Source organism: Pseudoalteromonas sp. Z1A8, from assembly GCF_011378855.1.
In the GTDB taxonomy this organism is placed as follows: Bacteria; Pseudomonadota; Gammaproteobacteria; order Enterobacterales; family Alteromonadaceae; genus Pseudoalteromonas.
Window position 1 is genome coordinate 1 of sequence record NZ_WTLB01000023.1, and the last position, 25,498, is coordinate 25,498.

Annotated in this window: 29 protein-coding genes and 1 rRNA gene; 20 read left to right on the plus strand and 10 right to left on the minus strand. The window is 39.1% G+C overall.

Annotated features, from left to right (window positions below; all coding sequences use genetic code 11):
- Positions 1-90 precede the first annotated feature (90 nt).
- Together rrf and GQR55_RS10620 are read left to right on the plus strand one after the other, a co-directional pair.
- Positions 91-205: ribosomal RNA gene (rrf, locus tag GQR55_RS10615) — 5S ribosomal RNA — on the plus strand.
- 611 nt (positions 206-816) lie between these two features.
- Positions 817-1,410, plus strand: coding sequence for a hypothetical protein (locus tag GQR55_RS10620; protein ID WP_166420566.1), 594 nt, complete (start codon positions 817-819; stop codon positions 1,408-1,410).
- 2 nt (positions 1,411-1,412) lie between these two features.
- Here the strand turns inward: GQR55_RS10620 and GQR55_RS10625 are convergent, their stop codons facing one another.
- A complete protein-coding gene (locus tag GQR55_RS10625; protein WP_166420567.1) occupies positions 1,413-1,787 on the minus strand; it encodes a hypothetical protein in 375 nt (124 codons plus the stop codon).
- Between the two features lie 99 nt (positions 1,788-1,886).
- Here GQR55_RS10625 and GQR55_RS10630 point away from each other — a divergent pair, with 99 nt between their 5' ends.
- Entirely contained in the window at positions 1,887-2,327 is a 441-nt protein-coding gene (locus tag GQR55_RS10630; protein WP_166420568.1) for a TerB family tellurite resistance protein, read from the plus strand.
- 26 nt (positions 2,328-2,353) lie between these two features.
- Here the strand turns inward: GQR55_RS10630 and GQR55_RS10635 are convergent, their stop codons facing one another.
- Positions 2,354-2,920 (minus strand): NAD(P)H-dependent oxidoreductase, encoded by a 567-nt coding sequence (locus GQR55_RS10635; protein ID WP_166420569.1) that lies wholly within the window; start codon positions 2,918-2,920, stop codon positions 2,354-2,356.
- A gap of 119 nt (positions 2,921-3,039) precedes the next feature.
- Here GQR55_RS10635 and GQR55_RS10640 point away from each other — a divergent pair, with 119 nt between their 5' ends.
- Positions 3,040-3,939 (plus strand): LysR family transcriptional regulator, encoded by a 900-nt coding sequence (locus GQR55_RS10640; RefSeq protein WP_166420570.1) that lies wholly within the window; start codon positions 3,040-3,042, stop codon positions 3,937-3,939.
- A gap of 32 nt (positions 3,940-3,971) precedes the next feature.
- Here the strand turns inward: GQR55_RS10640 and norR are convergent, their stop codons facing one another.
- Entirely contained in the window at positions 3,972-5,528 is a 1,557-nt protein-coding gene (gene norR, locus GQR55_RS10645) for a nitric oxide reductase transcriptional regulator NorR (RefSeq protein WP_166420571.1), read from the minus strand.
- A gap of 160 nt (positions 5,529-5,688) precedes the next feature.
- Here norR and GQR55_RS10650 point away from each other — a divergent pair, with 160 nt between their 5' ends.
- The 3 genes from GQR55_RS10650 to hmpA are packed head-to-tail and all read left to right on the plus strand — an operon-like array spanning position 5,689 to position 8,393.
- Complete coding sequence (locus tag GQR55_RS10650; protein ID WP_166420572.1) at positions 5,689-5,958, plus strand: hypothetical protein; 270 nt, start codon at positions 5,689-5,691, stop codon at positions 5,956-5,958.
- Entirely contained in the window at positions 5,958-7,190 is a 1,233-nt protein-coding gene (locus tag GQR55_RS10655; protein WP_166420573.1) for an NnrS family protein, read from the plus strand. Before GQR55_RS10650 ends, GQR55_RS10655 begins: the two co-directional genes overlap by 1 nt.
- A 21-nt stretch (positions 7,191-7,211) precedes the next feature.
- Positions 7,212-8,393 carry an NO-inducible flavohemoprotein gene (gene hmpA / locus GQR55_RS10660; RefSeq protein ID WP_166420574.1) on the plus strand — a complete coding sequence of 394 codons (1,182 nt, stop codon included), beginning with the start codon at positions 7,212-7,214 and terminating at the stop codon, positions 8,391-8,393.
- Positions 8,394-8,462: 69 nt separating this feature from the next.
- On the opposite strand, the gene GQR55_RS10665 is transcribed toward hmpA, so the two are convergent.
- The 3 genes from GQR55_RS10665 to GQR55_RS10675 all read right to left on the minus strand — a co-directional run bounded on the left by GQR55_RS10665 (position 8,463) and on the right by GQR55_RS10675 (position 11,232).
- On the minus strand, positions 8,463-8,849 hold the full coding sequence (locus tag GQR55_RS10665) for a hypothetical protein (RefSeq protein WP_166420575.1): 387 nt from the start codon (positions 8,847-8,849) through the stop codon (positions 8,463-8,465).
- Positions 8,849-10,477 carry a S41 family peptidase gene (locus GQR55_RS10670; protein WP_166420576.1) on the minus strand — a complete coding sequence of 543 codons (1,629 nt, stop codon included), beginning with the start codon at positions 10,475-10,477 and terminating at the stop codon, positions 8,849-8,851. Before GQR55_RS10670 ends, GQR55_RS10665 begins: the two co-directional genes overlap by 1 nt.
- A gap of 101 nt (positions 10,478-10,578) precedes the next feature.
- Complete coding sequence (locus GQR55_RS10675) at positions 10,579-11,232, minus strand: endonuclease (RefSeq protein WP_166420577.1); 654 nt, start codon at positions 11,230-11,232, stop codon at positions 10,579-10,581.
- 242 nt (positions 11,233-11,474) lie between these two features.
- Between GQR55_RS10675 and GQR55_RS10680 the strand changes: the two genes are divergently transcribed.
- Together GQR55_RS10680 and GQR55_RS10685 are read left to right on the plus strand one after the other, a co-directional pair.
- Positions 11,475-12,443: a DnaJ C-terminal domain-containing protein gene (locus GQR55_RS10680; RefSeq protein ID WP_166420578.1), complete on the plus strand. Its 969-nt coding sequence runs from the start codon at positions 11,475-11,477 to the stop codon at positions 12,441-12,443.
- Positions 12,443-12,763: a chaperone modulator CbpM gene (locus tag GQR55_RS10685; protein ID WP_166420579.1), complete on the plus strand. Its 321-nt coding sequence runs from the start codon at positions 12,443-12,445 to the stop codon at positions 12,761-12,763. Before GQR55_RS10680 ends, GQR55_RS10685 begins: the two co-directional genes overlap by 1 nt.
- A 75-nt stretch (positions 12,764-12,838) precedes the next feature.
- Here the strand turns inward: GQR55_RS10685 and GQR55_RS10690 are convergent, their stop codons facing one another.
- A complete protein-coding gene (locus GQR55_RS10690) occupies positions 12,839-13,564 on the minus strand; it encodes a hypothetical protein (RefSeq protein WP_166420580.1) in 726 nt (241 codons plus the stop codon).
- 313 nt (positions 13,565-13,877) lie between these two features.
- Here GQR55_RS10690 and GQR55_RS10695 point away from each other — a divergent pair, with 313 nt between their 5' ends.
- Positions 13,878-14,258: a hypothetical protein gene (locus GQR55_RS10695; protein ID WP_008138697.1), complete on the plus strand. Its 381-nt coding sequence runs from the start codon at positions 13,878-13,880 to the stop codon at positions 14,256-14,258.
- Here the strand turns inward: GQR55_RS10695 and GQR55_RS10700 are convergent, their stop codons facing one another.
- Complete coding sequence (locus GQR55_RS10700) at positions 14,259-14,699, minus strand: PaaI family thioesterase (protein WP_166420581.1); 441 nt, start codon at positions 14,697-14,699, stop codon at positions 14,259-14,261. It abuts the gene before it with no gap.
- A 167-nt stretch (positions 14,700-14,866) separates the two neighbouring features.
- On the opposite strand from GQR55_RS10700, the gene lexA reads away from it, so the two are divergent.
- From lexA to GQR55_RS10725, 5 genes are all read left to right on the plus strand, one after another.
- The gene (lexA, locus tag GQR55_RS10705; protein ID WP_166420582.1) at positions 14,867-15,484 is read left to right on the plus strand and encodes a transcriptional repressor LexA; all 618 of its coding nucleotides are present in this window, start codon (positions 14,867-14,869) and stop codon (positions 15,482-15,484) included.
- A gap of 475 nt (positions 15,485-15,959) precedes the next feature.
- The gene (gene coxB, locus GQR55_RS10710; RefSeq protein ID WP_166420583.1) at positions 15,960-17,102 is read left to right on the plus strand and encodes a cytochrome c oxidase subunit II; all 1,143 of its coding nucleotides are present in this window, start codon (positions 15,960-15,962) and stop codon (positions 17,100-17,102) included.
- The gene (gene ctaD / locus GQR55_RS10715) at positions 17,102-18,694 is read left to right on the plus strand and encodes a cytochrome c oxidase subunit I (RefSeq protein WP_166420584.1); all 1,593 of its coding nucleotides are present in this window, start codon (positions 17,102-17,104) and stop codon (positions 18,692-18,694) included. Before coxB ends, ctaD begins: the two co-directional genes overlap by 1 nt.
- Positions 18,694-19,224, plus strand: a complete 531-nt coding sequence (locus GQR55_RS10720) for a cytochrome c oxidase assembly protein (protein WP_166420585.1) — start codon at positions 18,694-18,696, stop codon at positions 19,222-19,224. Before ctaD ends, GQR55_RS10720 begins: the two co-directional genes overlap by 1 nt.
- Positions 19,225-19,259: 35 nt before the next feature.
- Positions 19,260-20,135: a cytochrome c oxidase subunit 3 gene (locus GQR55_RS10725; protein WP_166420586.1), complete on the plus strand. Its 876-nt coding sequence runs from the start codon at positions 19,260-19,262 to the stop codon at positions 20,133-20,135.
- Here the strand turns inward: GQR55_RS10725 and GQR55_RS10730 are convergent.
- Positions 20,113-20,406: a DUF2909 domain-containing protein gene (locus GQR55_RS10730; RefSeq protein WP_346774258.1), complete on the minus strand. Its 294-nt coding sequence runs from the start codon at positions 20,404-20,406 to the stop codon at positions 20,113-20,115. The two genes, GQR55_RS10725 and GQR55_RS10730, sit on opposite strands and share 23 nt — an antisense overlap.
- On the opposite strand from GQR55_RS10730, the gene GQR55_RS10735 reads away from it, so the two are divergent.
- From GQR55_RS10735 to GQR55_RS10755, 5 genes are read left to right on the plus strand one after another with little or no spacing between them, the layout of a single operon-like run.
- Positions 20,360-21,100 (plus strand): SURF1 family protein, encoded by a 741-nt coding sequence (locus GQR55_RS10735; protein WP_166420587.1) that lies wholly within the window; start codon positions 20,360-20,362, stop codon positions 21,098-21,100. The genes GQR55_RS10730 and GQR55_RS10735 overlap by 47 nt on opposite strands.
- A complete protein-coding gene (locus GQR55_RS10740; protein ID WP_166420588.1) occupies positions 21,090-21,584 on the plus strand; it encodes a transmembrane cytochrome oxidase associated protein in 495 nt (164 codons plus the stop codon). The genes GQR55_RS10735 and GQR55_RS10740 overlap by 11 nt, the downstream gene beginning before the upstream one ends.
- Before the next feature lie 30 nt (positions 21,585-21,614).
- Entirely contained in the window at positions 21,615-22,604 is a 990-nt protein-coding gene (locus GQR55_RS10745; protein WP_166420589.1) for a COX15/CtaA family protein, read from the plus strand.
- A 12-nt stretch (positions 22,605-22,616) separates the two neighbouring features.
- A complete protein-coding gene (gene cyoE, locus GQR55_RS10750) occupies positions 22,617-23,546 on the plus strand; it encodes a heme o synthase (RefSeq protein ID WP_166420590.1) in 930 nt (309 codons plus the stop codon).
- Entirely contained in the window at positions 23,543-24,160 is a 618-nt protein-coding gene (locus GQR55_RS10755) for an SCO family protein (protein ID WP_166420591.1), read from the plus strand. Before cyoE ends, GQR55_RS10755 begins: the two co-directional genes overlap by 4 nt.
- A 260-nt stretch (positions 24,161-24,420) precedes the next feature.
- On the opposite strand, the gene GQR55_RS10760 is transcribed toward GQR55_RS10755, so the two are convergent.
- The gene (locus tag GQR55_RS10760) at positions 24,421-25,458 is read right to left on the minus strand and encodes a polysaccharide deacetylase family protein (protein ID WP_166420592.1); all 1,038 of its coding nucleotides are present in this window, start codon (positions 25,456-25,458) and stop codon (positions 24,421-24,423) included.
- Positions 25,459-25,498: the final 40 nt, after the last annotated feature.

Consider the following 25,498-nt stretch of genomic DNA (forward strand, 5'->3'; position numbering starts at 1 on the left):
TAGATATTACTTAGAAAGACTTAAAAAATATTATCAGATATTTTCCAAATTCAGTTAGTTTGTAGTGATACGAATTAACGCCCAAATTTGCTTGGTGACAATAGCGTTTTTGACCCACCTGATTCCATGCCGAACTCAGTAGTGAAACGAAACAGCGCCGATGATAGTGTAGCATTTGCTATGTGAAAGTAGGACATTACCAGGCTTCAAATTGTAGAAAGCCCGAATTTAACGATTCGGGCTTTTTTACGTCTGCAGAAAAGTAAAAATAGCACAATTAATGTACACTCATCCAACACCCATCACGTAGGTCGGGCGAGCGAAGCGACTCCCGACGCTAGAATCACAACAAAATCCCTCAATATCTCAGTCGGCCGATATCGTAGCATTTGCTAAGTGACTCTCTACCGCTGTGGGCACTAAGCCATTCTACTGCGTAGCGCACCGACTTCACATTCTAGAAAGCCCGAATCTAATGATTCGGGTTTTTTTACGTCTGCAGGAGAGTAATGTGTGAGTTATTATGATCTATTTAGTTATCAATTAAGCATTCTATGCAATTACATCCTTAATTGAGTAGAGATACCTCTAATAAAGTACTTAATACCAATTCCAATAAATAGCTGATCTATTTTACTTGCCAAAACAACCCATTTCTTTGTTGTCAATTTCGTAAAGGGAACAACCATTTACATCAATTTACGCCTAGAACTGAATTGTTTTTTCGGCGTAAAATTCAGATCACATACTTAATGGAATTGGTATAAGAAAGCTGTATTATTACAGGTGTTTTAAAATAACTATAACGAGAAACATATGAAATTATTAACTGCAGCAACTCTAATACTTGCTTCATCGACAGCTTTTGCACGCCCTGCCCCGTTAGTGTCTATTCCTACTCATGATGCCTTTTTTAATAGTGTTGCAGCGCATTGCGGAAAAGCGTTTGAAGGTAAAGTAATGGTAGATAATGCGAAGGGGCCAAGTTCATTTGCAGATAAAAAACTGGTTATGCATGTACGTAAATGTACAGACAATGAATTACAAGTACCGTTTCATGTAGGGGATGATGCATCACGTACCTGGATCATAACTAAAACAGGGAGTGGCTTGAGTTTAAAGCATGATCATCGCCATGAGGATGGTACTGATGACGCATCCACTATGTATGGTGGCCACACGCTTGGTGCAGGTTTTGCGCAAATGCAGTCGTTTCCTGCAGATCAATACTCTAAAGAGTTATTTGTTACACAAGGGATCGCTCAATCTGTAGGTAATACATGGCAAATGTATATTTACCCGGAAGTATTTACTTATCGATTAATTCGACAAGGGCGTGAATTTAAAGTGGATTTTGATTTAACTAAACCAATTACTCCACCGGTAGCGCCATGGGGTTATGAAAAATAAGTTTACTTTTCTTTTTTCTCGGGTACTTCACATTGCAGTAAAACATTTAATGGGGGTTGGTAAGCTCGTGGTTTAGTTGGAAAACGTTCGTATTCTTGTACGCCTTCTAGGACCTTTAACATAAAGGTTCTGCCACGACATAACCTATCTGCATGGCGTAGTAAAAACATACTTTGATTAGCGAAGTGTTTGTAATCGTCTGACTGTATTTCTATTTTATAGTTGTCTTCGCCAATTTTAGTTTGGTAGTAATGTACTTTATTATCAAAGTCGTATGATTTTTCTTTTTCGACAGTTTCGGCAAATACAGTGCCGACGCTCGAAAGGGCCACCAATACGCTGCCAATAACTAAGCGTGGTGTATTTAATCCTTTCATAAAAATGTATCCTTTAATTTGCGAACTTAATACCCATTAACTACTCATACAAGTTCGATTTCTTTATCTTTAGTCTAACACCCAAAAAGGGATAATGTGATGTTCAAACAAATAAAGCAGCTTTTTGCTGTATTCGATGATCAGGAACCTAGTATAGAGCAGCATGATTTAAAAACAGCAGTTGCAGCATTGCTTATAGAGGTTATGCGTGCTGATACTAAGCTTGACCATCATGAACAACAAACCCTGACTGTAACCTTAAAAAAATACTTTAATTTAACAGATTCAGAAGTTGAAGAGCTAACCACTAACGCAGCAAGTAGTTTAGATGGCGCTATTGACTACTTTCAGTTTTCAAAACAAATTAATGAGCATTGTAGTGCAGTTCAGCGCATTGAAATAATAGAGCTACTATGGCGTTTGGCCTATGCTGATGGCGAAATAGATCCGCAAGAAGACTACGTAATACGTAAAGTGGCTGGGCTTTTATATGTAACGCATACAGACTTTATCGCCGCAAAAATAGCGGCGACAAAGTAATTAGTTATTTGGTAAGGCGTACTAAATTATTTTAATTTACTTGCAACGCTTACTAACTGATGAGCAAGCGCCGATACTCGCTCTGCAGTAACAGGTTCATTAATTTGGCCACTTTCATCAAACAACGTGTGTACAGCGGGTACTGCAAGTTGATCGGCAAGTACTAACGATCCAATGCCGCTTAATATATCACGCACATGATTTAAACCGCGTAATCCACCAAGCCCACCAGGCGATGCTGCATACAAAGCGACCACTTTATTTCGAAAAGCTGGAACCGCACCTTGCTCTGTACGTGAGGCCCAATCAATCGCATTTTTAAGTGCAGCGGTAATGGAACCGTTGTACTCAGGGCTTGCTAGTAAAATACCATCAGCTGCACGTAGTTTATCTTTTAAAAGCTGTACATCGCTTGGTGTACCTTGCGCTTCTATATCTTCGTTAAATAATGGAATATTCAATTCGTTTAGTTTTATTACTTCTACTTCAGCACCTGTTTGTAGAGCAAAACGCGCTGCTTCATTAATAATTTTTTGATTAAAGCTTTCTTGACGAAGACTTCCTGCTAGGGCGATAATTTTTGGTGCTGACATGTTAGAGACCTTTAAGTGTTTAAGTTTACAGCTCTAATGTAGCAAAATTTTGCTTGTAGAAAACCCCAATAAACGCAACACTTATGTGCGTAAATGCACATAAGTAAAAGGTAATTAGCATGGCGATTAAATTTGAAGATTGGCAAGACGTTAAAGTAGCGTTTGAAGTGGCGCGTTTAGGTACGTTAACGGCGGCCGCAGAAGAGCTTAATGTGCACCACAGCACAGTGCTTAGACGAATTAATAATCTTGAAAAAAACTTAAATGCACGGCTTTTTCATCGTCACGCCCGTGGTTATAAAGTAACTGAAATAGGCACTAAATTATTTACAACAGCACAAACCATTCATAGTTCATTAGAGCAGTTACATAACGATATAGCAGCGGCCGACAGCACCCTTAGAGGGAGTTTATTACTCACAACGGTAAGTGGCTTTATGGATGTACTTGGTGATGTATGTGAGCAATTTCAGGCGCTACATCCACAGGTGCAGCTTGAGGTTATTTTAGAACAAAAAAGGTTAAGACTTGATCACGGACAAGCGCATATTGCAGTGCGTGCAGGTCCAAGACCTGATGAGGGAGATTATATTGCTCAACATTTGGCGCAGCTTTCGTCTGGCTTGTATGCTAATAAGCGTTACATTAATAAATATGGAATGCCTAAATTATTAAGTGATTTACAACAACATAATTTTGTATCGGGTGTGGCGGGTTTTAATGCCCGCGTGCCTTATTTTGCATGGGCTGATGAACATATTCCTGCATCGCAAATTAAGCTGCGAGTATCTGAAACCGCAGAAGCGACTCGTGCAATAATTAAAGGGCTAGGCATTGGCGGATTACAGCATGACGTAGCGGCGCAATATTCTGATTTAGTACCTATATTACACAGTGAGTTAAGCTGGCCTACCGATGTATGGTTAGTCACGCATCACTTAGTGCATCGCACTGCTAAAGTACAAGCTTTTGCAGGGTTGTTAAAAACACATTTTAGTAAGTTAGCTGCTAATCAATAGTTTTAGCAGCATTCTAGCTGTGTTTTAAATGATTATAGTGTTTTTTTAATTTCAATCCCTAAGCGTTTAGCCAAGCGTACTAGGTTAGCTCTATCTAATTCAAGTACTCTTGCTGCTGCTGCCCAGTTGTAGTTATGCTTCTTTAATTGCTCAGTAATTACGTTGTATTGCAGCGATTCTACAGCTTGCTTTAAAGGTTGGTTGATTAAGGTGTTGGTTGTACTTTGGCTTGCTACTAAAGAGTTTTGCGGCGCACTAGGTGTTAAATCACAGTGCTCGCTTGTAATGGTTATTATTGGATTTTGCCATTGGCTTTGTTTTGCTTTTAGGGCGCTGCGGCTAATGACATGTTCAAGCTCGCGAACGTTACCTGGCCAGTTGTACTGATTAAGCAATACTTGCGCTTCAGGGCTTAATTTTAATTGTTTTATCCCTAATTTACGGGCTGTTTGCTCAATAAAATAACCAGCTAAGAGTGTTATGTCGTGCTCGCGTTTACTAAGTGGTGGCACAGTAATAGGGTAGACACTGAGGCGATGGTATAAATCGGCTCTAAAGCGGCCTTTGGCTACTTCTTCTTTTAAATCTCTATTGGTTGCGGCAACGACGCGCACATCTACGTATTTTGACGTATCTTCACCTACCGTTTGTATTTCGCCACTTTGCAGCACTCGTAATAGTTTGCTTTGCATGGCAAGAGGCAGTTCGCCTATTTCATCTAAAAATAACGTGCCACCATCAGCTAACTGAAATTTACCTTGGCGTGCATTTTGTGCGCCAGTAAAAGCGCCTTTTGCATGACCAAAAAACTCACTTTCGGCAAGGTTCTCAGGAAGTGAAGCACAATTTAAGTGAATAAGCGGTTGATCTTTTCGAGCTGAATTTAAGTGAATATTACGCGCTACCAGCTCTTTCCCTACTCCTGTTTCTCCTAAAATAAGTACGCTAAAGTTAGATGCTGCAACAAGTTTAATTTCGTTTTTGAGCGTTTGCATTAGCGGACTTTGACCAATAATTTCGCCACCGTCCCGTGTTAATGCTTCGCGATTTAGCTCTTGCATTAATGCACTTGATTGCTGTGCATGCTGTTTGTAATGGGCAAGCTCTAAGGCCGTTTTAAAGTGCGCACTACACAGGGTTTGTAATGTGTTGAGTGTATCAGCGCTAATATTATTAAATGCATTAGCATTTAGGCTATCAAATGTGAGTACGCCCAGTAGCGCGTTTTTATCATAAAGAGGTAACCCTAAACACGCATGCACCGGAATATCGCCGGTTTTGGCCAATAGCAGTCCATCATAGGGATCGGGGAGCGGGCAGTCGTGTGCAAATTGTAGCGCGAGTGTGCTTTTGCAAATAGCTTCTAGGCGGGGGTGCTCTACTATTTTAAATCGCCTGCCAAGACTGTCGGGCATTAACCCTTTAATTGCCAGTGGTTTTAATTGTTCACCCTGAAGTACTAATAACGCACTTGCATCACTTGGAATAACCCGTTCAACCGTTGCCAATAATTGCTCAAAGCTATGCTCGTGTAATGTACTTTGTGCGAGCTCTAAAGCGACTTGCGTGAGGTTGAATTGCTGATTCATGTCAAAATGACCCATACGTGTTTTTATGAATTGATTTATAGTAGGTCATAAAGACTCATGTTGTAAAGTGATTTCTCTTAAGTCATTGAACTAAATCGATTAAATTTGTTGGCACAGTATGTGTAATAGCTAAGTAACGTAGTTAGTTACAGAGATCGCCATGAACACACTAATGCTGAATAATTTAAATAGTCAAATACAGTTTAGTTCACTATACGAAACAGTATTAATTGCTGCCAATACTGCATTGGCTCTGAGTTTAGTGTGTATTACGGCAAGTATTTTAATTAGTTACACGTTTGCTGAATACTTTTCTATGGCGGTGCAAGTATCAGCTCATATTGGCACTATTGTTATTGCTGCTATTTTAAAAGTAAGTTACGTACTGCGCTGTATTGCACAACATGGCTTAGGGCAGGAGGTACGATAATGCGCCCTATAAACTTAACTGAACCAATGGCAGCACGCGTTGCTATTCATCAAGTATCTCAATGGCCGTTATGGATGCTAGCTTTTAGACCTTTCTTTTTAGGCGGTGGCTTATTGGCATTTTTGTCAGTGGGGTATTGGCTACTTATTTTAACAGGCTATGCCAGTTGGCATTTATCAATGCCGGCTACGTTATGGCATGCACACGAAATGCTGTTTGGCTTTGCAGGAGTTGTAGCTGTTGGCTTTTTGCTTACCGCAGCACAAACTTGGACTGGCGTACCGAGCATAAGTGGCAAAGCCCTTATGTGGCTTACGTTTATATGGCTTGCAGCGCGCTTAGCCTTTTTTGTGATATTGCCCGATATTGCTCATTTTAATTTATATGGCGTACTTACGTTACAAGTTATTTGGTGGCTAGGCGCTATAGCAGTGCTGGCGAATATGTTATTAAAAGCGAGTAGTAAAAGTAACTATCCATTTTTAGCTATTTTAGCTGTGCTATGTACGCTCAATGCACTGTATTTAATACTCGTTATAAAGCAAAACATGCAGCTTGCACTTGCTGTAGTTGATACTGCAGTGCTGGTAATTACTTTACTAGTTGGCATTGTTGCGGGCCGTGTTTTACCATTTTTTACCGCTAAAGGTCTTGGTTTAAACAAGCAAGTACGTACTCCTAAAATAGATAAAGCGGTGATGTATTTATCTATTGTGGCTATCACTGTATTTTTTATTAATAAGTTATTTTTGAACATTATTAATCCTGCGTTAGTTATTGCAATTGTTGCTGCACTTCACTTAATTAGGGCTGGTTTTTGGTGGGACAGCAAGGTATTGAGAGTACCTTTGTTATGGTCTTTGCATTTTTCGTACCTTACGTTAGGTGTGGGTTTAATGATGGTTGCATTTAGCTTTTATAGTAGTGCAATACAGTTTAAAGATGCGCTGCACCTTATCACTATTGGCACAATAGGTATGATGATTTTAGCAATGATGACGCGTGTATCGCATGGTCATACAGGGCGTACACTTACCATTCCTCATTACATGGCCGTTGCTTTTGCGTTTTTGCTTGTGGCCGCTATTACCCGTTCATTACTCCCATTTATTATTGGGCCTCACCTTGCTTGGCAAATAAGTGCTTTGCTGTGGTTAGTGGCTTTTTTATTATTTTTAATTCACTGCACACCTATATTAACGCGGCGTCGTGTTGATGGGCGTCGTGGTTAGTTCATCCATAGGAAAAAACATATGTTATCTGACAAAACCATTGAGATTGTTAAAAGTACCGTTCCGTTATTAGCAGAGGCGGGTACGGTTGTTACCGATCATTTTTATAAGCGTTTATTTAGCCATAATCCTGAGCTTAAAAATATTTTTAATATGGCGAATCAAGATACAGGTCGTCAGCAATTTGCACTTTTTAATGCATTAGCTGCGTATGCACAAAATATTGATAATTTAGCCGTATTAAAAGAAGCGCTAACACGTATTAATCATAAGCATACCAGCTTGAATATTTTACCTGAGCATTACCCTATTGTAGGTGCGCATTTAATTGGTACTTTAAAAGAGCTTATTCCTGAGCAATTTACTCCCGATGTTGAGTACGCATGGCGCGAAGCTTACGGCGTACTTGCCGATATTTGTATTACCGAAGAAGCTGCTTTGTATGAGCACAGTAAAAATAAACACGGTGGCTGGGTGGGCACTCGCCAGTTTGAAATAACCAACAAGCAAGTTGAATCAGAATTAGTAACAAGCTTTACACTTACGCCGGTTGATGGAGAAGCTGTTATTACACATAAGCCAGGGCAGTATTTAGGTATTAAAGTTAAGCCAGAGGGCGCTGAATATGAAGAAATTCGCCAGTATTCTATTTCGCAAAAAAGTAACGGTAAAAACTACCGTATTAGTGTTAAAAAAGAGCTACAACCAAAGCATGGCATGGTGTCTAATCATTTACACTCATTAGAGCAAGGCACTATTGTTGAGTTATACCCACCGGCAGGGGATTTCTTTTTACGTAATAATACAAACCCAGCGGTACTCATTTCAGCTGGTGTTGGGCAAACACCCATGCTGGCTATGCTTGAAACGCTATTAAGTGATAATTCTAATCAAGAGGTTATGTATTTACATGCCTGCGAAAATACTCAGCAGCATTCGTTTTCAAAATATTTAAATGAGTTAAGTACAGTTTATAACCGTTTACAAACAATGACGTGGTTTAACCAAGCGACAGAAGGCGCTGACTTTACTGGATTAATGAACCTAAATGCAGTACAAGCACAGCTACCATTGAGTAATGGCGACTTTTACTTATGTGGTCCTGCTGGTTTTATGGCATTTATAAAAAACCAGTTACTTGAGCTAGGTGTTAAAAACGAGCAGATTCATTATGAAGTGTTTGGTCCGCATCAAGACTTGTAATAACGCTTTAAAATAGAAGAAAGCGTGCAGCGATATGCTGCGCGCCTTTTTTATAAACTTTAAAGTGCCTTATAATTCTTTACAGGTAACACCTTCAAGTACTGTAGTAAGCTCTTTTTTAGGATAGTAAAGTTCGCATTGGTTATTACGTAGTTGCAAAATAAACTTCTCAGATTTTATATTATGCGCGCCCATAATTACTCTGCCATCAGACCCTTTACTCATTGCATGATCAATTAGCAGTTCGCTACGTTTAGTAAATACCGAATCGGCAAGCGTTACTAGTGCGCCTCCCTTAGCTTGTTGAATTGCCTGTTGTAGTGTTGCAACAACGCTAGGGTTAACACTCGTTAATATAGCGGGTTTAGCTGGCTCACTATTTATACTGGTATCTTTTACACCTTGGCATCCGCCTAAAGCGAATAAGGTAGCTAATGGGAGTAATAATTTAGCCATTACCTTTCCTTACTCAATGTTGGCCACGTTAAGTCCATATTGCGCTGTGTAAATTGCGAAGGTACGTTTAAAGGAGCGAGTGATTCACGAGAGCTTGAAAAGTTTGCTGGCTCTGTTTTTGCTACAGTAGCCGTTCTAATTGGACAACTGCCATTTTCGACATGAAATAATGCAGTGGCTAAAACAGCTTCGTTACTATCGCCTAGTTGATGATCAAAGTCGTCCTCAATCTCACAGCCTTGCACATCGGCATCAAACTGTGGCGTAGAGGTTGGTGTAAAACCTGCAGCGTATTCACCAAATCCTTTACTATTTACACCACTAAATTGAATAGTGTAATAGGTTGTTGCGCAGTTATGAGTTGGGGTAAAGCCATACGGCTTACCGCAGGTTGTGTCGCCAATTAAAATAACTTCTGCGTCTATACCTTTTAAACCATTGATAAAAGCTTCTGATGCCGAACAGGTACCTGATGTGCTTAATACATAAACCTTCGATAGGTTCAAATCGGGTAGGCTTTCTCCAGTACTAAAAAAAGTAGAGTAATCTATTTCTTCATCAATAAATGGGAAAGGCGAATCAACGGGCTGTTTATCGTTTTGTTGGGTTTGATAATAAAAGCGGTTGTTCACGTTAGCATTACCGGCAACCATATAAGCCAATTGCGCCGATAGCGCTAATAAACCGCCGCCGTTATATCTAAAGTCTATTACAAGCTCATCAATACCATCGGTTTTAAACTTATTTACCGCATCAATAAGCCCTTCTTGGGCAATACTTATATGGCTATTAAATTGCATGTAACCCACGCTTGAGCCATTTGCGGTTGTAATTGTTTTAACGTTTTGAACAGGTGTTTGCTCAATATTGCCAGCGGTTACATTAAATGTTTTCTCAGTTCCGTCGTTACTGCGTACAACAATCGTATGTGAGTCGCCGTTAGTTGGGCTAAATAAACCTTCGTTAAGTGTGTCTACACCCGACTCTGTATTGGTGTTGATGCTAACGCCGTCAACTGAAAGTACGGTATCACCGCGCTGAAAGCCTTTATTGCTAGCTGGAGAATCATCTTCAAGATAAGCAACGCGTAAAATACGATCGGCTGTATCGCCAATAAACGCCCAATTTATTCCGTAACCAGAAGTAACGCCCGATTGTGCTTCTTGAAAGTAATCCTCAGAAGGCTCTGAAAAATGAAAGTTATCTTTTTTTGCACCTGAGTCGGTAAGCTGCTCTGTTTTTAATTGAGCGAAGTAGTCGGCGACTGTAGCAAAGCTTTCAGGGTCGTTATCGGCAATTTCATCATACCAAAGATAGGTTTCATCGCTCCAAGAGCGAAGCCAAAGTTTTTCGTAAAGGGCGGAACCTACTTTATCTGGGTAAGGGTCGTTGTTGTTAAAGGGATCGTTACCTGTGCGGGGTGTTTCGCAAAAGTTTTTTAAATCGTTAGACTGCTCAAATACACCTGCAGTCCATGTTGGACTGCTACTAACAGGTGTTGTAACTATAGGTGTGGTAACTACAGGAGCAGCGTCGATACCGCCACCGCCACCGCCGCCACAACCTGTTAGAGCAAAGCCCGAAAGTGCTGCAAAAATGGCAAGCGAGGTTTTATTATTTTTAAACATAGTTAAGGGCTTTTTTTGTAAATAAGTTGTTTAAAATATTACAACACTCGCTCGTTTATTCAACATTTATAACTTTGATTTATGTAAATGAGTGTTAAAGCTTAGAGCTTGTTCGCACTACTTGTATCGGCGAATGCTTGCTTTTGCCATGCATTAAATAATTTTTGCTGTTTATCTGAGATCTTTAAACCGTATGTTTTTTGCATGTAAGCGTAAGTGTCGGCGATACGTTTTCGTGCATAAACAGGCGGTTCTACTACACGTTGCTTAAAATTTACTTTTACTTCGCAGCGGCCATATTGTGTTGCGTTTTCGCTAAGCATGCCAAAGCGATAATTAGAGCGATCGGCATTAATTTCGCCGATAGCTGGCGCCAAGTTATTTATATCAGCTTCCATTTTTCTAAATTTAGCACTTACTTTACGGCAGTTTTTACGCCCACCATCTTGCCAGCATTGTAGCTGGTGACCAAATTCCCAGGCCGGAACAATGTGTTCCCATTCAATACGTAGAGCTCGCACATTTACTTTGCCTGAGCGGGTAAGGGTGTTTCGAGGAATGTAACCACAGTTAGTCGGATCGGGGGTTAGTTTTTTACCTTCTTTTTTAATATCACAGCCGCAGTAAATGCTTTTAGCGTTATCAGGTAGGGTTTTAATTAGATGTCTTTTAGCGGTTGAAAAGCGGGTGAATTGTTCGGCTGATACCGAAACACACACACAACAAGCCAATAAGGCCAGAATAAATCGAGTCATATCCATCACAAATGTGAACTACAGGAATGTCTAGTTTAAAGCCCTGAAGATAAAAGATAAAGTTAACTTAAGGCCTGCACTTATATTACTAGGAATATTACTAAAAAGTGTCTAATTAATTTTTTCTTCAAAGTTATTTTACTATTCATTTATTTCTTACTATTTATTGTACTTTAGCTACACAAGATTATAAGTTAAGGAGTATGCTTAAAGCTTACTCAATATGGGGATTTGGATTGCAAATGAAATTTGTTGATTATTATTCAGTACTTGGGATATCGCCTGATGCAGACGATAAAGCGGTTAAAGTAGCTTATAAAAAGTTAGCCAGAAAATATCACCCAGATGTAAGCAAAGAGCCTCAAGCAGAAGATAAATTTAAAGAAATAGCAGAAGCTTACGAAGTCATCCATAATAAAGATGAACGTAAAAAATACGACGAGCTACGTCGCCATCAACAAAATCGTGCTCATCAGCAGCAAACAAATTATCGCGGTAGCGCTGGTTCTACACAAGGTAATTACCAGCAAAGTGATCCTCAAACCGATCAAGAATTTTCTGACTTTATTAATTCAATGTTTGGCGGAGGCGGTGGGTTTGATCGTTCAGGGCAGAGCAGAAGTAACGCTGCTCGCGCGCAAAAAGGACAAGATGTGGAAATAGAGTTCCCAATTTTTCTTGAAGAAACTTTAGTTGATACCGTTAAGCCTGTTGAGTTTATGTTACCGCAGCGAGATAGTAGTGGTCGTGTCTCTGAAATTAAAAAATCACTTAAAGTGAAAATTCCAGCAGGTTCAGTAAATGGCGAACGAATTCGACTAAAAGGGCAAGGTGGATTAGGGTCTGCGAATGGACAAAATGGCGATTTGTACTTACAAATTAGTTTAGTGCCTCACCCACTATTTGATGTTGAAGGTCATAATTTAAATATAGTCGTCCCTCTTGCAGCATGGGAAGCGGCTCTTGGCACAAAAATTAATTTGCCGACATTAACAGGAAAAATTCAACTAACGATTCCGCCTAATAGCCAGTCTGGTCAACGTTTGCGTATTAAAGGTAAGGGATTAATTAGTAAAAAAGCCAAAGGTGACTTATTTGCTGTACTTAAAATTGTTAATCCAACATCTATTGATGAAACCAGTAAAAAGCTTTGGGAAGAATTAGCCGAAAAAGCTCACTTTGATCCCCGCAGCGACTGGAGTAAACCATAATGCAAATTATTGTGACACAAAAAGATGATTTACTTACTAGCAAAGAGCTATGTTTGAGTAGTGATATTAACGAAGCAATTTTATATGAGTTAGTTGAACATAGTATTGCTGTTCCTATTGAAGGAGAGCATGTTGCAGAATGGAAATTTACGGTATCTGCAGTGACCTTAGTCAAAAAAGCGGCCCGTATTCAGCATGACTTTTCGTTAGATTGGTCGGCAATAGCGTTAATTTTACAATTGCTGAATGAGCGTGATGAGTTGATTTTAGAAAACGAAATGTTAAAACGACATTTGAGTCGATTTAACCACTTGGAATAAAATCATTCTAATATCAGTGTTTAGCGATTGCACACTCTTTAATGAGAGTGCGCTAGCTCCTAAAAATTAATATGACTATTTTGATTTGTTCTTACTTTTAATTGAGATTAATCGCTTTAGTCGTATATTTTTTATAAGTAGTAATATCCCGCTTAGGCAAAAAAGTACACTGGTTGCTGCAAAACTAATAAGCAGTGGATTATTAAAATCCTCTCGCTCATCGTAATCCATAATATGTAACATCCAAAAAAAGTCGAAAATTCGCCATAGTGTGCTGCGAACGGTGATAACTTTGCCGTTATTTTCTGACAAATACAGTGTTGTGTTAAATGTGTCGTCAAATTGTACCTGCCAAACATTGGTTTTATATCCAACTTCTCGCATACCTTGCTTTAGCAGTACAGCGCTTGTCACTTGAGCATCAATAAGTAAGTGTGCTTTAGCATTTGCGGTAATTTGTATTTTAGTTGGCGGCTCAAAGGGCCGGCCTGTTATACCGTTAAAGCTTTGCTGTTCATCTTTATTTATTACTGTAATTATAGGTGTGGTTAAAAAGTTCTCAAAAATTATTTGTGTTGGATTAACCACCTGAGGTGCAATATCGTTAAGGGAGGCAATATAATCAGCCTGCGTAAATGGGTTATTAAGAGTACGTGTTGCAAGATGCTCCCCATGAACTTTATCAAGAGGAATAGCGCTCATGACTAAACCGCCTAATAGCCAAGCTAAAATTTGTAATGTGAGCAAATAACCGAGCCATTTATGTAACTTGCGAGCATACTTAAATATTTTTTTATTCATGTTTTAGTCTTATTATTTTTAGAGGCTAGTTTATTACATTAATGGGATTAGTTACTGCGACATTTTGTCGCAGTTTAAACTATAGCTTACTGTAATCATTTAAAAATAAAAAAGATTACACTTAAATTGCTAACATGACTTATTTGTTTAATTGAGCTGAGTGTTTGATATCCAGCTAGCTTTAAACGCTAAAAAATACTTAAAAGCTGCGAAATATCTATATAAAGTGGTTAATAGAGCATAGTTGATTTGGTATAACGGTAAAACTGCGTTAAAGTTTGCAATGAAATTATTAGAGGATAAATACGAAACGATGTCGGAAATTCAATTTTTAAATGTAGATCTTGAGCTTGAATCAAAGCAAGATATTAGTTTGCTAGTGGCAGACTTGAAAAAAGTCGCGACGATTTTACATTATGACAAAGACGAATACCGTCAATTAGCGCGTATTGAAGCAACAGGTGTAGTAAACACGCCTGACAAAGCAATAAACCATATATGTGAGCTTATTGAATCGTGTTCGCGTAACGCGCTAAAGCAATGGTTAAGCTGTTCACGTAGAACGTTTGATATTGGTTTTGAATCAGGCACTTCCCCTAAGTGCTTTAATCAAGCCTTAGATGCAGATACATTATTACGTATATCTGCGATTGGTGCGGGTATGGAAATTACAATTTACCCAATCGAAAAGTAACTATCTTCGCTCTACGACTGCTGCGGTCATTTTTGATACGCAGCACAGCTCATTGCGGCTATTTGTAATTTTTATTTCCCATACTGAACTACGTTTGCCAATATGAAATGCTCTTGCCGTGGCAGTTAAAGTACCATTGCGAGATGCTTTTAAATGGCTTGCGTTAATTTCCTGCCCTACACAGTAAAATTTTGTGAAATCGACAACAAAGTTAGCGGCATAACTCGCTACTGTTTCGGCAAGTACAACATTAGCACCGCCGTGAACCATCCCCATTGGGTTATGATGCTCAGGTATGGCGGGCATAGTTGCAACTAAGTAATCATCACCAATTTCTGTGATTTCTATCCCCATAGTTTTCATCAGCGTACCTTGGCCATTTATACCTTCATCTAGCTGTTTGCAAAACTCTAAAGTAATAGGTTGATACCAAATACTCATAACGACTCCTTTGCCTTTTTAATCATTTATAAACTTAGCTTTAGTTATATCCCTAAAATGTACACAAGTGAAATTACTTTGGCTATTTTAAGACATAATTTAAATTTGCGATTTTTATTTAACTGTATATACTCACAGTTAAATGTACTGTATGGAAAACCAGTTGTATGCGACCATTAACGAACCGCCAAGCTCAAATACTCGAACTAATTAAAGTTTTTATTAAAGACACTGGTATGCCTCCTACACGTGCTGAAATAGCGCAAACACTAGGTTTTAAAAGTGCCAATGCTGCTGAAGAACATTTAAAAGCACTTGCTAAAAAAGGCGCAATTAAAATGAAACCAGGTGCAAGCCGTGGTATTCAGTTAATTGAAGAAGAAGAGCCAGAACAATTAGGTTTACCGCTTATAGGGCGTGTTGCTGCTGGTTCACCTATTTTGGCGCAAGAGCACGTTGAAAGTCACTGCAAAATCGATCCATTAATGTTTAAACCGGCTGCAGATTTTTTACTACGCGTTAACGGTATGAGCATGAAAGATATTGGTATTATGGATGGTGATTTACTTGCTGTGCATCGTACTCAAACCGCTGAAAACGGGCAAGTTGTTGTTGCCCGCGTAGATGAAGACGTAACTGTAAAACGTCTTGAAAAAGCGGGTCGCAAAGTGTTACTTCATGCTGAAAACGACGATTTTGAATCTATTGAAGTAGACCTTGAGAATGAGTCTTTTAACATTGAAGGCCTAGCTGTTGGCGTAATAAGAAACGCCGATTGGATGTAGTTTTTAGATAGCTTTAAGCAATCAATTTACTAATGCGCACTTTTTAGTGCGCATTTTTGTTTTAAAATTCGTACTAAAATATAGCTTAAACAGCTAACTAATTATTTAAGCTGTAAACTTTTTTTCACTCATGCTTTTCTCCTTCCTCATGTGTTACACCCCTTTGTTTTGCTCGCTTTTTGAATGTTAAATAGTCGATATGCTTGCAGATACTTGACTAATTTTTAAATATTACTCGGTTGTTTTTTATACTAAAGCTTGCTTGTTGCTCATTTTTTAGCTAATTATTAGTGTGCTGAACTAACAATAACTCACAGCTTTTCAGTTTTGAGAACACACAATATACAAACTCTTTGTTGGGACAGCGATACCAGTCAAAAAAACAGGATTGGTTAAATAATAAAAATAACGAATTGGCGTTTAAGCCGTATGCCTCTTCGCTTTGCACTCGCAATAGCATCAAAGGAGCCGTCACATGGGTAAACTGACTTCTACCTTGTGGCTTGTATTGATTGTTTTTCCGCAGCATGTTTTGGCTAACAGCCAGTACAATATGCGCAAAGGCGTAACCGATATAAGCAATAATGTATATCAGCTGCACATGACCATATTTATAATATGTTGTGTGATTGGGGTGATAGTGTTCGCAATTATGTTTTGGGCACTGATTCATCACCGTAAATCTAAAGGGGCTGTACCTGCCCAATTTCACGAAAGCACTAAAGTAGAAATACTTTGGACAGCTATTCCATTCGTTATTTTAATTGCTATGGCAGTACCAGCCACTAAAACCCTAATTGCAATGGAAGATGCCAGCAAAGCTGATCTCACTATTAAAATTACAGGTTCGCAATGGAAATGGCACTATGAATATATGGGCGAAGACGTCGCATTTTATTCTATTTTATCCACCCCTCAAGACGAAATAGCGAATCTTGCAGATAAAAATCCTAATTATTTACTTGAAGTAGATAAACCGCTTGTACTGCCAATAAACCAAAAAGTACGTTTTTTAATGACCTCTGATGATGTTATTCACTCTTGGTGGGTACCTGATTTTGCTGTGAAAAAAGACGCTAACCCGGGATTTATAAACGAAACATGGACCAATATTAACGAGGAAGGTATTTACCGAGGTCAATGTGCCGAGCTTTGCGGTAAAGATCATGGTTTTATGCCCGTAGTGGTTGAAGCTAAATCTGAAGCTGACTTTAAAGTATGGCTAGCCGATGCAAAGCAAGCAAAACAAAAAGCAGCACTGGCCGACGCTGCTCTGCTTGATCAAACACTTCCTAAAGAAGAGTTAATGACTTTAGGCGAGCAAGTGTATATGGCCAGCTGCGCGGCGTGTCATCAGCCTACTGGCATGGGATTGCCGGGTGTTTTTCCTGCGCTTAAAGGAAGCCCAATAGTGCTTGGCGATATAAAAGATCACATTGATGTAGTTATTCATGGACGACCAGGTACGGCAATGCAAGCGTTTGCCAAGCAGTTATCTATAAAGCAATTAGCAGCTGTTATTACTTATAAACGTAATGCGTGGGGTAACGATACGGGTGATGTTATTCAGCCGAGTCAAATACAGGCAGCAATTGATGCCAAAGTGGAGGCGAACTAATGAGTAGCATAGTAGAACAACCTAACGCCAATGAAGCTGACCATGCTCATCATCCCGCAAAAGGCTTTAAACGCTGGCTTTATACAACTAACCATAAAGATATTGGTAGTTTATATTTAATTTTTTCGCTGACCATGTTTTTAATTGGCGGCGGAATGGCCATGGTGATCAGGGCTGAATTATTTCAACCTGGTTTACAGTTGGTCGATCCTCACTTTTTTAATCAAATGACCACAGTGCATGGCTTGATTATGGTGTTTGGTGCGGTTATGCCGGCCTTTACAGGCCTTGCTAATTGGATGATCCCTTTAATGATTGGCGCGCCAGATATGGCATTACCAAGAATGAATAACTGGAGCTTTTGGATTTTACCGTTTGCATTTTTAATCCTATTGGCATCGTTATTTATGCCAGGTGGGGGACCTGCATTTGGTTGGACTTTTTACGCACCGCTCTCTACAACCTATAGTAACGATAACACTGCAATGTTTGTATTTGCCGTACATATTATGGGGATTAGCTCAATAATGGGTGCAATCAATGTGATTGTAACCATAGTGAACTTACGTGCCCCCGGCATGACATGGATGAAGTTGCCCTTATTTGTATGGACGTGGTTAATTACTGCCTTTTTATTAATAGCGGTAATGCCAGTGCTTGCAGGGGCTGTCACTATGGTGCTTACCGATAAGTACTTTGCTACCAGCTTTTTTGATGCTGCAGGTGGCGGCGACCCGGTGATGTTTCAGCATATTTTTTGGTTTTTTGGTCACCCTGAAGTATACATAATGATTCTTCCTGCCTTTGGCATTATATCGACCATAGTGCCCACTTTTTCTCGTAAAAGACTTTTTGGTTATGCCTCAATGGTGTACGCCACATCCTCCATAGCACTATTGAGCTTTATTGTTTGGGCGCATCATATGTTTACTACAGGCATGCCGGTAGCAGGTGAGTTATTTTTTATGTACGCAACCATGCTTATATCGGTGCCCACAGGGGTAAAAGTATTTAACTGGGTTGCCACTATGTGGAAAGGCTCAATTACCTTTGAAGTACCTATGCTTTTTAGTATTGCGTTTATAGTGCTGTTTACCTTGGGTGGCTTTTCGGGATTGATGCTGGCAATTACACCGGCTGATTTTCAGTATCACGATACTTATTTTGTAGTGGCGCATTTTCATTATGTATTAGTAACTGGAGCCGTATTTTCGATAATGGCGGGTGCTTATTATTGGCTGCCCAAGTGGACAGGCAACATGTTTAATATCACGCTAGCTAAATGGCATTTTTGGCTATCGCTGGTGAGCGTTAACTTACTGTTTTTCCCTATGCACTTTGTAGGGCTTGCTGGTATGCCGCGTCGAATTCCCGATTACGCCCTGCAATTTGCCGACTTTAACGCAATTATAAGTATAGGCGGTTTTGCCTTTGGTTTATCGCAACTACTGTTTGTTGCTGTAGTAATTAAATGTGCACGTGGTGGCGATAAAGTGCCTGCAAAAGTATGGGATGGGGCTGAAGGGCTTGAGTGGGAAGTTGACTCTCCAGCGCCATATCATACTTTTTCTACGCCGCCGGTTATTAAGTAATGACACACGCACCGTTACTTAAACGTTTGGTACTTATTTGCATAGGTATGTTTGCCTTTGCCTTTGCTTTAGTACCTTTGTATGACGTGTTTTGCGACGTAACAGGGCTTAATGGGAAGCCTTCGCTTGAGCAGGCAGAGCAAAGTACACAAATAGTGCAAGATCGCGAAATAGGCGTGAGTTTTACAACTCATGCGCAAGCTGGTGCGCCGTTTGTTGTTAAATCAAAAGAGTACAGCGTTACTGTTAAACCCGGTGCCATGCGTGAGGTGATGTTTAGTGCTAAAAATAGTAGTGACCTCGACAAAGTAATGCAGGCTGTACCATCAGTTTCGCCAGGTAAAGCGGCTAAGTATTTGCATAAAATTGCCTGTTTTTGTTTTGATCAGCAACCTCTAAAAGCAGGAGAAGAGCTTGAATTTAAATTACTGTTTTATGTTGATACCGCATTACCAAGCGATATTGAAGAGTTGACGCTGTCGTACACCGTATTTGATATTAGTGAGCAGCTAGTTGCGAGTAATAACTAGCCTGCATGTCTAGTGTAAAACTAGGAGTAAGTAACATGAATCAAAAATATGAAAATTATTACGTACCAGAGCAAAGTCCTTGGCCAATAGTAGGGGCCATTGCGTTATTTTTTATTGCTGTAGGCGCTGCCTTAACCGTTATGAACGTAGGAAAAGAAGGCGGCAGTGGCGTTTATTTACTGTACGTTGGCATAGCTGTACTTTTGTATATGCTTTATAGCTGGTTTAAAAATGTTATCAGCGAGTCTGATCAAGGGTTGTACTCAGCACAAATGGATCGATCATTTAGGCAAGGGATGAGCTGGTTTATTTTTTCTGAAGTGATGTTTTTTATGGCCTTTTTTGGTGCATTATTTTATGCGCGAGTCCTATCGGTCCCATGGTTAGGTGGCGCGGGTAATAATGCAATGACCAACGAAGTACTTTGGCCTACGTTTGAAGCTGTTTGGCCTCTCGTATCTACTCCTAGCGGTGATACAACCCAAGCAATGGGTTGGCAAGGTCTGCCGCTTATAAATACCTTAATACTGCTTACCTCCTCAGTTACCTTACATTTTGCTCATGTAGCAATGGAAAATAATAAGCGCACGCCACTTAAAGTGTTTTTGGGCGCCACTATTTTATTAGGTGTTTGCTTTTTAGGGCTGCAAGTTGAGGAATACATACATGCATATAATGACCTCAATTTAACGCTTGATGCAGGTGTTTACGGTAATACGTTCTTTTTATTGACTGGTTTTCATGGCATGCATGTAACGCTAGGGACCGTACTTTTATTTGTAATATTTTTACGGATATTAAAAGGGCACTTTACTAAAGATAAGCATTTTGCTTTTCAAGCAGCTGCTTGGTATTGGCATTTTGTTGATGTTGTTTGGTTGTGTTTATTTATATTTGTATATGTGCTGTAGCGTTTATTGGCGAGCTATTCGCTGTAATAAAACCAAGTTTAAGCGCTGCAATAACAAAAATTAAAACAACGACCGAAAACAATACGCGACGACCTAAAAAGTGAGACATAGGTCGTCCCCCAGTTTTCCCTGACACCATAATAAACAATGCTCTAAATAAGTTAAAAAGTATAAATAGTAATAACAGTACGATAATAATTTTAATAATCACTGGGTTGAACCTTATGCAGTTAGTTTTATGGCACAAACAAAAGCTTAGCTCAATAATCACACTTTGTATGGTTGTGGTTGTTGTACTTGTGTGTGTGCGATTAGGATTTTGGCAGCTGGAGCGGGGTGAGCAAAAGCAGCAGCAACTAAACGCTATTGCTAAGCAACAGACTCGTGGTGTGATGAGCTGGTCTCAATTACTTAACCTTCCTGATAGCTGGAACAAAACAGGTGTATTGGTTGAGTTAAAAGGGCGGTTTGTACAAAACCAATATTGGCTTTTAGATAATCAAGTTTATAACGGACAAGTAGGTTACGACTTACTTGCTTTACTAAAGCCTGACAGCGAAGAAAAAGTGATTTTAGTTAATTTAGGATGGGTAAAAGCGCCTATATCTAGAGATACACTGCCAAAGGTTACTCTGCCTAAAGATATTTTTATTCTTAAAGCGCAAATAAAAGAAAATAACTTAAGTAGCTTTACGCTTGAAGATAAAACGACAAATAACGACTTACCTACAAGAATCCAATCTATCGATTTGAATATGCTGAGCATTCAAAGCCAGCAATCGTTAATTAATTTTATGGCTTACAGACAAGGTACTGGTGATGAGATTGCAACACCTCATTATGAGGCTGTTGTTATGAGCCCTCAAAAGCATAGTGCCTACGCTGTGCAATGGTTTTTAATTGCTGTTGCATGTGCTGTTGTGGCTATTTTTGCGAGTAAAAAAAGGACACCTAATGAAAAATAATCCTCTTTTTTTGTTTGTGGCTTGCTGCGCTATCCCATTAGTTTTGGCATATGGCGCATTAAAGTTCGATTGGTTACCTACTGCAATTACTAATAATGGCGAGTTTTTAAGCCAAGAAATAAAATTTGAAAATTGGCCGCAAAATAATCCAAAACAATGGACTATCGCACTTAATTATTCAAACGAATGTAACACCCCATGCAGCGAACAGCTCAATGCACTTAATAACTTATATGTGGCACTCGGTAAAAACCAAGGAAAAGTGGATATGGCTGTAATGGGAAGCCCCAACAATAAAAATCTACCATGGAAAATTATTACCGAGCAACAGAGTTTAAATCCTGCAAGTTTGTATTTAATTGATCATATGGGGTTAGTGGTACTTGAATATCCCTTTAAAGTCGAGCCACAAGAAAATCGTTTAGTGCAAAAAGGGTTATTAAAAGATCTAAAAAAACTACTCAATTATTCTCGTTCTAGCTAATTGATCAGCTTATTTAAGTTGGAGTGTTTAATGTATAAAAATTATAAAAACTTAGTATTAATAACAGGATTACTCGCTTTAATTGTTGTGGCTTTAGGTGCTTACACCCGCTTAAGTGACGCAGGTTTAGGATGCCCCGATTGGCCAGGCTGTTATGGCTTTTTAACGGTTCCTAAGCATGAGGCCGACATAGCCTTAGCAACTCAAAGCTACCCCGATATGATGTTCGAAACCGCAAAAGCGTGGAAAGAAATGATTCATCGCTATTTTGCAGGTGCTTTAGGGTTACTTATTTTAGGTTTATTTGTGTTGGCTTTTTTAAAACGCCAATATCCAACTACACCAGTTAAATTGCCTTTAGCTTTGCTCTTACTTGTGGTGTTTCAGGCAGCGCTTGGTATGTGGACTGTAACCATGAACCTGCAGCCGCTTATTGTAATGGGCCACTTATTGGGTGGCTTTAGTATTTTGTCACTTATAACGCTTTTATATTTGCGACTAACTGCCAAGCCAATAATGGGTGGAGATAGCGGCGCAAAGCGTTATTTTGTTTTGAGTTTAATTGCGCTTAGTGTATTAATTATCCAAATTTCGCTTGGCGGTTGGCTTGCTGCAAATTACGCAGCTCCGCATTGTAGTGGTTTACCATTGTGTGATCACGCACAACCGTTTTCATTAAGTAGCGTATTTCAATTACCGCTTGAGCACAGTAATTATGAGTATGGTGTGTTATCGCAGCAAGCACGCATGTCTATTCATTTATTACATCGTATTTGGGCACTGGTTACTTGCATTGTTCTGGCATTAATTATGTGGAAAATATACAGCAAAGCTTACTCTCAAAAAATTAAAAACTGCGTTGTGAGCGTATTACTAGTCTTACTTTGCCAAATTAGCTTGGGAGTTATTTTAGTACATTGGCACATTCCGTTGGGAGTTGCACTGGCACATAACTTGATGGCTGCCATACTGTTATTAAGCATGGTTAGGTTGTGTTATTACCTAAAATCACGCACATAAAGGGGAAATATTATGGCACTTATAATCGATAAAAAAACAATGCTACCCGTTAATACTCAACCGCTAACTTCGCGCGCGTATAATTTACTACAAGACTACTTAGCAATTAGTAAATTTAAAGTAGTCGCTATGCTGGTACTAACTGCTTGGGTTGGGTTAGCACTTGCTCCCGATGTAGGGCGTGGCATGACTGTACAGTTTATTAGCTTGTTAGGTATAGGGCTACTTTCTGCAGCAGCAGCGGTTATTAATCATGTGGTTGATAGCGAGATAGACTCAAAAATGGCACGAACTCGTCATCGCCCTGTAGCTAAAGGGCGTTTAAGTAAAACACATGCGCTTAGTTTTGCAGCTGTTATTGGGGTTGCTGGTTTTATTATGCTGATGGTGTGGGCTAATACCTTAACCGCTATATTAACGTTATTTGCATTGGTAGGTTATGCATTTGTTTATACATCATTTTTAAAGCGTGCAACGCCGCAAAATATTGTTATTGGTGGATTGGCTGGCGCAATGCCTCCATTATTAGGCTGGGTGTCAGAAACAAACCAAATGGCTGCGGCTCCCTGGTTACTCGTAATGATAATATTTACTTGGACTCCACCACACTTTTGGGCGCTTGCAATCGCTCGAAAAAGTGATTACGAACGCGCTAAAATACCTATGTTGCCAGTAACGCACGGCATCGATTTTTGTAAAACGTGCGTTGTTGCTTATTCTGTTTTACTCGCTGTTGTTTGTGTATTGCCTTATTTAATTGGTATGTCTGGATTAATATATTTAATAGGTGCGTGTGTATTAAATGCAGTATTTATATATAAGGCGGTTAAATTAAAAATTGCTGGAGATGATGAGACTGCAATGGACTTATTTCGTTTTTCGATTATTCATTTAATGGTACTCTTTGTAATCTTATTTATAGATAAATGGCTCCCTTTATGAAGCAGTTATGGCTTGGATTAATTGTTGTTTTAGCTTTGTTTTTATCAGCATGTTCAAATGAAAATAGCCCACCAGATGTAGATGCATTAGTTTACGAAAATGCAAAACCACTGTCTGATTTTACGCTAAACGATCAGCGCGGCGAATTGGTGACTAAGCAACAATTTTTAGGGCAGTGGAATTTAGTATTTTTAGGCTATACAAGCTGCCCTGATATTTGCCCGTTAACGTTGGCTAAGCTTAATGCCGTTTATAAAAACTTACAGGCAGATTATCCGTTGCAAGTTTGGTTTTTATCGGTTGATCCAAAACGCGATACGCCAGCTAAGCGAAAGCAATATATAGATTATTTTAACCCTGACTTTTTAGCTGTATCGGGAGAGCATAAACACCTTTTTCCTGTTGTTAGGGAGCTTGGTTTAATTTATGCGATTAGTGACTCTGAAGAATCAGAGTATGCGGTCGATCATAGTGCATCCGTTGCATTAGTTGATCAAAATGGAGCCGTAAGAGCTATTTTTAAACCTGAATTTAAACAAGGTAGTGTGCCATTAATTAATGCGACTACTTTAACTGAAGAGTTTAAAAAAATAGCCGATTACTACAAAAACTAGTTTTTTGCTTTTTACCAATTTTAAAGGAGCTTTAGGCTCCTTTTTTATGGTCTTTAGAGTAGTTATACCAACCTGTATAAATCTTTGATCAATTTAACGGATTAAATTGCACTATAACGTCGTTAAAAATTTTTTATTTAGAACAACTAGATACAAAAATTTTTGCCTAGTTCTAGCGTAATTTTCTTAACGTTAAATAGACCCCGTATATAAGCAGGTTGGTATTAATAAAATAACCTAGTGGCTTTTACGTTAGGTCGTTAAGCTTTAGGCGATTGGATCACCCAAGGCTGCGAAAACCAAAAATAATCACCAGGGCTTGAAATAGAAGGGGCTGTACAATTAAAACGAGAACGCCCTTTATTAAGCACCTTTGGTGAGGTTATTTCGACTGTATTTTTATTTACCCATTTTAAATCTGCTTGGCCTACGCTTGATACGTAACAGGCAAATTGGCTTTTATGAAAATCACCCATTTTAAATTCAATTGTGAGCGTGGGTGGGTTTTGTTGTGTAACGCTATCTTGATAAGTTAAATTGGTGATATTAAATGCGCGTGAGTTAAGCTTAGTAATAAGAGTGTCTAGTTTGCTGTAAAAGCCTGATGCAGGAAAGCGCGGTAAGCGACTAAAATTAGAATCTTTATTTACAGCCCCTGAGTGCTGACCAATCCCCACAAAACCAAGCTCTGTTACAAGTGCTTGCAACTCATTGTTAAACTCACCATACGGATATGCTAAGTATTTATAATCATGGCCTATTTCTTCTTTTATACGCTTTTGAGAGCTAAGGATATCCTGCTTAATACGTGATTGCCATTGTGCATCGGTTTCGTTTTCAAGCTTAAGGTGTAAGTAATCATGTTGTCCGCTATGATTGGCTATTATTGCCCCTTTTTTAGATAATTCTTTGAGCTTATCCCACCCCATTACGTAACTCATGCCTTCGTCTATTAATTTAGGATTTACAAAGATAGTGTACGGGTAGCCAAACTTTTCTAAAATAGGTGCAGCTTGTTCATAGTTATTGTTATAACCATCATCAAAGGTAATGGCGACTGTTTTATCAGGTAAGGTTTCACCTTTCTGAAGGGCGCTTATTAGCTCATTTAGAGGAATGACGTTAAAGTTATGCTCTTTTAAATAGCTTAAATGTTTAGTAAATGTATTTGCGCTAACGCTCGTTACAGCGGGTAGGGTTTCACTAACATGATGATACTGTAAAATAACGGCTGCTTGAGCGCGTATAGATATACTAAAGAGGATAAATAATACTAAATGAAACAATTTTTTATACATAATAAGGCACACCATAAAAGCTTGCTGTTGTTAGCGGGTC